Annotated in this window: 4 protein-coding genes and 2 pseudogenes; 3 read left to right on the forward strand and 3 right to left on the reverse strand. The window is 67.2% G+C overall.

Annotation, left to right across the window (positions count from 1 at the left end):
• From ACE3TU_RS18435 to tpiA, 3 genes and pseudogenes are all read right to left on the reverse strand, one after another.
• Positions 1-215: pseudogene (locus tag ACE3TU_RS18435) on the reverse strand (CTP synthetase); the annotation flags it as partial.
• Between the two features lie 126 nt (positions 216-341).
• Positions 342-815: a preprotein translocase subunit SecG gene (secG, locus tag ACE3TU_RS18440; RefSeq protein ID WP_374626873.1), complete on the reverse strand. Its 474-nt coding sequence runs from the start codon at positions 813-815 to the stop codon at positions 342-344.
• A 102-nt stretch (positions 816-917) separates the two neighbouring features.
• The gene (gene tpiA, locus ACE3TU_RS18445; protein ID WP_374626875.1) at positions 918-1,673 is read right to left on the reverse strand and encodes a triose-phosphate isomerase; all 756 of its coding nucleotides are present in this window, start codon (positions 1,671-1,673) and stop codon (positions 918-920) included.
• 134 nt (positions 1,674-1,807) lie between these two features.
• Between tpiA and ACE3TU_RS18450 the strand changes: the two genes are divergently transcribed.
• The 3 genes and pseudogenes from ACE3TU_RS18450 to ACE3TU_RS18460 all read left to right on the forward strand — a co-directional run.
• Positions 1,808-3,679, forward strand: a complete 1,872-nt coding sequence (locus ACE3TU_RS18450) for a SurA N-terminal domain-containing protein (RefSeq protein ID WP_374626877.1) — start codon at positions 1,808-1,810, stop codon at positions 3,677-3,679.
• Entirely contained in the window at positions 3,679-5,187 is a 1,509-nt protein-coding gene (trpE, locus tag ACE3TU_RS18455; protein ID WP_374626879.1) for an anthranilate synthase component I, read from the forward strand. The genes ACE3TU_RS18450 and trpE overlap by 1 nt, the downstream gene beginning before the upstream one ends.
• A 138-nt stretch (positions 5,188-5,325) precedes the next feature.
• Positions 5,326-5,438: pseudogene (locus ACE3TU_RS18460) on the forward strand (aminodeoxychorismate/anthranilate synthase component II); the annotation flags it as partial.

Consider the following 5,438-nt stretch of genomic DNA (forward strand, 5'->3'; position numbering starts at 1 on the left):
AGGTCGAGGTCGGTCTCGGCGCCATCGTCAGTGACGAACACCTCGCCATGCTGGGTCGGCGACATGGTGCCGGGATCGACGTTCAGGTACGGGTCGAGCTTCCGCAGCCGGACCTTGTAGCCGCGCGCCTGCAGCACCGCCCCAAGCGCGGCGGAGGCCAGCCCCTTGCCCAACGAGGAAACCACGCCACCGGTGATGAAAACGTACCGAGCCATGGGCCTTCACCTTATGAGGTCGAAACAGTGATTCGGAAGGGCGCGGCTCGCAACGCGGGAACGCCCCCACACAAAAGAAGAAGGGGATGTCGCCATCCCCTTTGCCGGTACACTGGCGGGCCTGCCTCAGTTGGCGGGCGCCGCGGGCTGCTCCGTGGCCGCCGGAGTCTCGGCGGCCGGCGCTGCCTCCTGCGGCACGGGCAGGCCCGGGTCGGCAGACGCAGCCGGAGCCGTCTCGGTCGCGGGAGCGGTGGAGTCCGCCGGGACCGGCAGGTCGCCGCCAGTCTGCTGCTGCAGCTGGTTGATGGCGTCCAGCACCGTGGCCGGCTGCTCGGCTCCCTCGGCGGCCTGGTCGAGAATGGTCTCGGCGGGGCGGTCGAGTTCGGCCAGGATGGTCAGGCCGATGGCGGTCGCGAAGAACAGCGCGGCGAGTACGGCCGTCGTGCGGGTCAGCAGGTTGGCGGTGCCGCGTACGCTGATCAGGCCGTTGGAGTTGGCCGTTCCCATGCCCAGTCCGCCGCCTTCGGACCGCTGCAGCAGGATGACCGCAATCAGCGCGAGCACGATCAGCAGATAGGCGACAAGCAGGACGTTTGCCATGGGAACCCGTGGGCTTCGGATGTCTGTTGGGCGCGCCTTCTACACGCGCGCCATACGAAAAGCCAGCAACAACCGCCGCCGCTGTTCGGCGACGGTCCGCTGCTACACGGCCGAGATAATCGCATGGAAGTCGTTTGCCAAGAGGCTCGCGCCACCAACCAGACCGCCATTGACGTTTTCGATGGCCAGAATGTCGCGGGCGTTGCCGGGCTTGAGCGAGCCACCGTAGAGGATGGGCACGCCCGCGCCGGCCGCGCCGAAGCGGGCCTCGAGCAATTGCCGGATGGTTGCATGCATCCGGGCGATGTCGGCGGCGGTGGGTGTCAACCCCGTCCCAATCGCCCAGACCGGCTCGTAGGCGACCGCGATGCCGCAGCCGCCCCAATCGCCCGGAACGGAGGCGGCGAGTTGCGTGGCAACGACCCTTTCGGCGTCGCCCGACCGCCGCTCCGCCTCGGTTTCGCCGACGCAGATGATGGGCGTCAGCCCGGCGCCGATGGCCGCCGCGGCCTTGCTGCACACCAGTTCGCTGCCCTCGGCGTGATCGGCGCGGCGTTCGGAGTGCCCGAGGATGACGTATCGCGCCCCGGCATCGGCCAGCATCGGTGCCCCGATATCGCCGGTGTGCGCGCCGCTCGGCCGGGGATGGCAATCCTGCCCCCCCGTGAGGATGCCGGCGGGCGCGGCGATGGCCGTCAACGGGGCCAGAAGGGTGGCCGGCGGGCAGATCAGCACCGTGCAGCGCGGAGGCGGGCCCGCGGCGAGCAGCCCGGCGAGCCTTGCGATCTCGGCAAGCGAGGCGCTGGTGCCGTTCATCTTCCAGTTGCCCGCGATGAGCGGGGTGATCTTGTCTGCCACCGTCTTCTCCTGCTGCTACTTGCCTAAACCGGAGCTTTGCCATAACCCCGCTCGCATGTGCCTTGCAGCACATTGACGACCCTGTCTAGTATCCGCCTCCCGTCCGGTCAGGCGGCCATTTTGGATGTGTCCCGATGCTCAATGCCCTCCGCAAGATCGCCCAAACCTGGTTCGGCAAGGTGCTCGGTGCCGTCCTCATCGTCGGGCTTGCCGGATTTGGCATCTACGACGTGATCTTCCAGTTTGGCGCCAACACGGTTGCGACGGTGGCGGGCGAGGACGTCACGGTGCGCGACTTCCAGCGCGCATACGACTTGCAGATGAACACGCTGGCGCAGCAGATCGGCCGCCTGCCGACCAACGAGGAGGCGCTCGCCTTCGGCCTGCCCTCCGTGGTGCTCAACCGCCTCGGCTCGGAAGCGGCGATCAACAAGCTCGGCAAGGACCTCGGCATCGGGGTGTCCGAGCAGCGCCTGGGCAAGCTGGTGCGCGAGGACCCGAGCTTTGCAGGCACGCTGGGCGCCTTCGACCCGGCCAATTTCGCCCGGGTGCTGCAGCAAAACGGCTTCACCGAAAAGGAATATATCGACCTGCAGAGCAACGCCGCCCGCCGCCAGCAATTGGCCAGCGGACTTTTCGGCGGCTCGCCCACGCCGCAGGCCGCGGTCAACCTGATCACCCGCTACCAGGGCGACAAGCGCACGGTCGACTACTTCGTGCTCAACGCGCAGGGGCTGCCCGAGATCGCCGCCCCGACCGAAGAGGAACTGGCGTCCTATCTCGCCGAGAACCAGACGCGGTATCGCACGCAGGAGAGCCGCACGGTCGACCTGCTGGTGCTGACCCCGCAGGTGATCGCCGCGACCAAGACCATCCCGGACGAACAGATCGCGGCCGAGTACGAGCGCACCAAGCAGAGCCGGATCAAGGTCGAGAAGCGGACCATCAAGCAGATCGCCCTGAAGACGCCCCAGCAGGAGAAGTGGTTCGAGCTGGGCAAGGCCTCGGGCAAGACCATCGGCGAACTGCTGGTCGAGACGGGCCTGGCGTTCAGCGACCTGGGCACGCTGTCGAAGGCCGAGATCAGCGACGCGTCGCTGGCCGACACCGCTTTCGGCCTGGCGGTGGACGACTACGCCGTCATCGAGGGGATCGGCGGCAAGCGTGTGATCACCGTTTCGGCGATCGAGGCCGGCGGTCAGATCAGCCTTGAGGACTCGCGCGACCAGATCGCCCAGCAGCTTGCGCTGACCGAAGCCCGCAACGCGTTCACCGATGTCCTCGACCAGATCGAGGAACTGCGGGCCGCGTTCCGGCCGCTGGCGGACATTGCCGAACGCTTCGGCCTGCCCGTGCAGACGGTTGCGGTGACCGCCGGCGGTGGCGAACTCGCCGACGTGGCGGAAGCGGACCGGGCCAAGGTGGCGAGCGCGATCTTTGCCGCCGAGCAGGGAGACCTCGCGCCGACCGTGACCCTGGGATCGAACAGCAACGTGTGGTTCGACCTCAAGTCGATCGAGGCCGCGCGCGACCAGACGCTCGACGAGGTACGCGACGCAGTGACCGCCGCATGGACCCAGAAGAAGACCGACGAGGCCATCACCGCCGAGGTCGACACGATCATGCAGCAACTCAGGGACGGCACACCGTTCGCGGATATCGCGGTGGCACTCAACCAGTTCCCGATCCTCAGCCAGCCGCTGACCCGCGACGGTGACGGCACCAGCGTGCTGAACCAGGCCGTGGCGCAGCAGATCTTCAACGGTGGACCCATCCATTTCGGATCGGCGGTCAACGGCGACGGCGACCACGTGATCTTCCAGGTGGTCGACGTGACGGCCGCGACAAGTGCGGAAGCGACGCCGGACTCGGTCAAGCTCATCGAGGACTCGACGCGCGACGCCCTCTATGCCGACTTCGTCGCGGGCCTACGCGACAAGGCCGGGCTGCAGCTCAACCAGCAGGCGCTGACCCAGTTGCTGGCGCTCGACACGACGGGTCAGTGATGGCAAGCGACCCGTTTGGCCAGTTTGCCAGCGCCTACCGGTCGGGACGGGCGCAGATCGTCTTCCGGCGCGTGGTGGCCGACCTCGAGACGCCGATCGGGGCGTATCTGAAGCTCGCCGAAGGGCGGCGGAACACCTTCCTGCTCGAGAGCGTGCAGGATGGGGCGACGCGCGGCCGCTACTCGATGATCGGTTTCGATCCGGACGTCATTCTCAAGGTCGTCAACGGCAAGGCCAGCATCAATCGCAATGCCGGCCTCGAGCCAGAGGCGTTTACGCCGATCGCCGAGTCGCCGCTCGATGCGCTGCGCGCCCTCGTGGCGGAGAGCCAGGCCGACGTGCCGGCCGGCCTGCCCTCGACCGCGGCGGGGATCTACGGGTATCTCGGCTACGAAATGGTTCGCCTGATGGAGGTCCTGCCGGATCGGCACGGGCCCGGACTGGGGTTTCCCGACGCCATCCTGATGCGTCCGACCGTGCTGGCCGTCTTCGATACGCTCAAGGACGAACTCTACGTGACGGCCCCGGTCTACGTGCGGCCCGGCGTCGAGGCCGGCCAGGCCTGGGAGAGCGCCCAGTCGCGCATCGACGACGCCGTCGCCAGGCTGGGACGCACCCTGCCCTATGTGGCCAGCGCGCCCGAGGTCGACTCCGTGGCGGTCACCTCCAACACGACGCCTGCCGAGTATGCCCGCATGGTCGGGGATGCCAAGGAGTACATCCGGGCCGGCGACATCTTCCAGGTGGTGCTGAGCCAGCGCTTCGAGGCGCCGTTCACGCTGCCGCCGACGGCGCTCTACCGCGCGCTGCGCCGCACCAACCCCTCCCCCTACATGTACTTCCTCGACTTCGGCGAGTTTGCCGTCGCCGGCTCCAGCCCGGAAATCCTGGTGAAGCTCGAGAAGGGCCAGGTGACCATCCGGCCGATCGCCGGCACCCGCAAGCGCGGCTCGACCCCGACACGGGACAAGGAACTGGCCGAAGAACTGCTGTCCGACCCCAAGGAACTGGCCGAGCACCTGATGCTGCTCGATCTCGGGCGGAACGACGTTGGCCGCGTGGCCAAGATCGGTAGCGTCAAGGTTACGGACAAGTTCTTCCTCGAGTACTACTCGCATGTGATGCACATCGTCTCAAACGTGGTGGGCGAACTCGATCCGAAGCACGACTTCGTCGATGCGCTGGCCGCCGGCTTTCCGGCGGGAACCGTGTCGGGGGCCCCGAAGGTGCGGGCGATGGAGATCATCGACGAACTCGAAAAGGACCGGCGCGGCATCTATGGCGGCTGCGTGGGCTATTTCGGCGCCGACGGCAGCATGGACACCTGCATCGTGCTGCGCACCGCGATTGTCGCGAACGGCAGAATCTACGTGCAGGCGGGCGCCGGCATCGTTGCCGACAGCCGGCCAGAACTCGAGCAGCTCGAGTGCGAGAACAAGGCCCGTGCGCTGTTCAGCGCCGCCGAGGAAGCGCTGCGCTATGCCGGCGAGGCGAGGATCGGGCAATGAGCATGACGAGGCGATGGCGAGGCTGACACCGAAACGGAGGTTCCTGCCGTGGCGGGAATGACCCGGTGGTTGGTCGGGATAGGTGCTAGACCAGCAGCGTCCCGGTGATAGAAGGGCTACAGGGAGCAAGTGGCCGGAATGAAACTCCTCGTCATCGATAACTACGACAGCTTCACCTACAACCTGGTGCATTTCCTCGGCGAACTCGGCGCCGACCCGGTGGTGTTCCGCAACGACAAGATCACGCTCGA

It is taken from the genome of Devosia sp., from assembly GCF_041917035.1.
In the GTDB taxonomy this organism is placed as follows: domain Bacteria; phylum Pseudomonadota; class Alphaproteobacteria; order Rhizobiales; family Devosiaceae; genus Devosia_A.

What these genes read in the sequence shown, in the direction of transcription:
- secG (WP_374626873.1), bottom strand. Translation starts at nt 815, where the DNA reads ATGGCAAACGTCCTGCTTGTCGCCTATCTGCTGATCGTGCTCGCGCTG.
- ACE3TU_RS18450 (WP_374626877.1), top strand. Translation starts at nt 1,808, where the DNA reads ATGCTCAATGCCCTCCGCAAGATCGCCCAAACCTGGTTCGGCAAGGTG.
- trpE (WP_374626879.1), top strand. Translation starts at nt 3,679, where the DNA reads ATGGCAAGCGACCCGTTTGGCCAGTTTGCCAGCGCCTACCGGTCGGGA.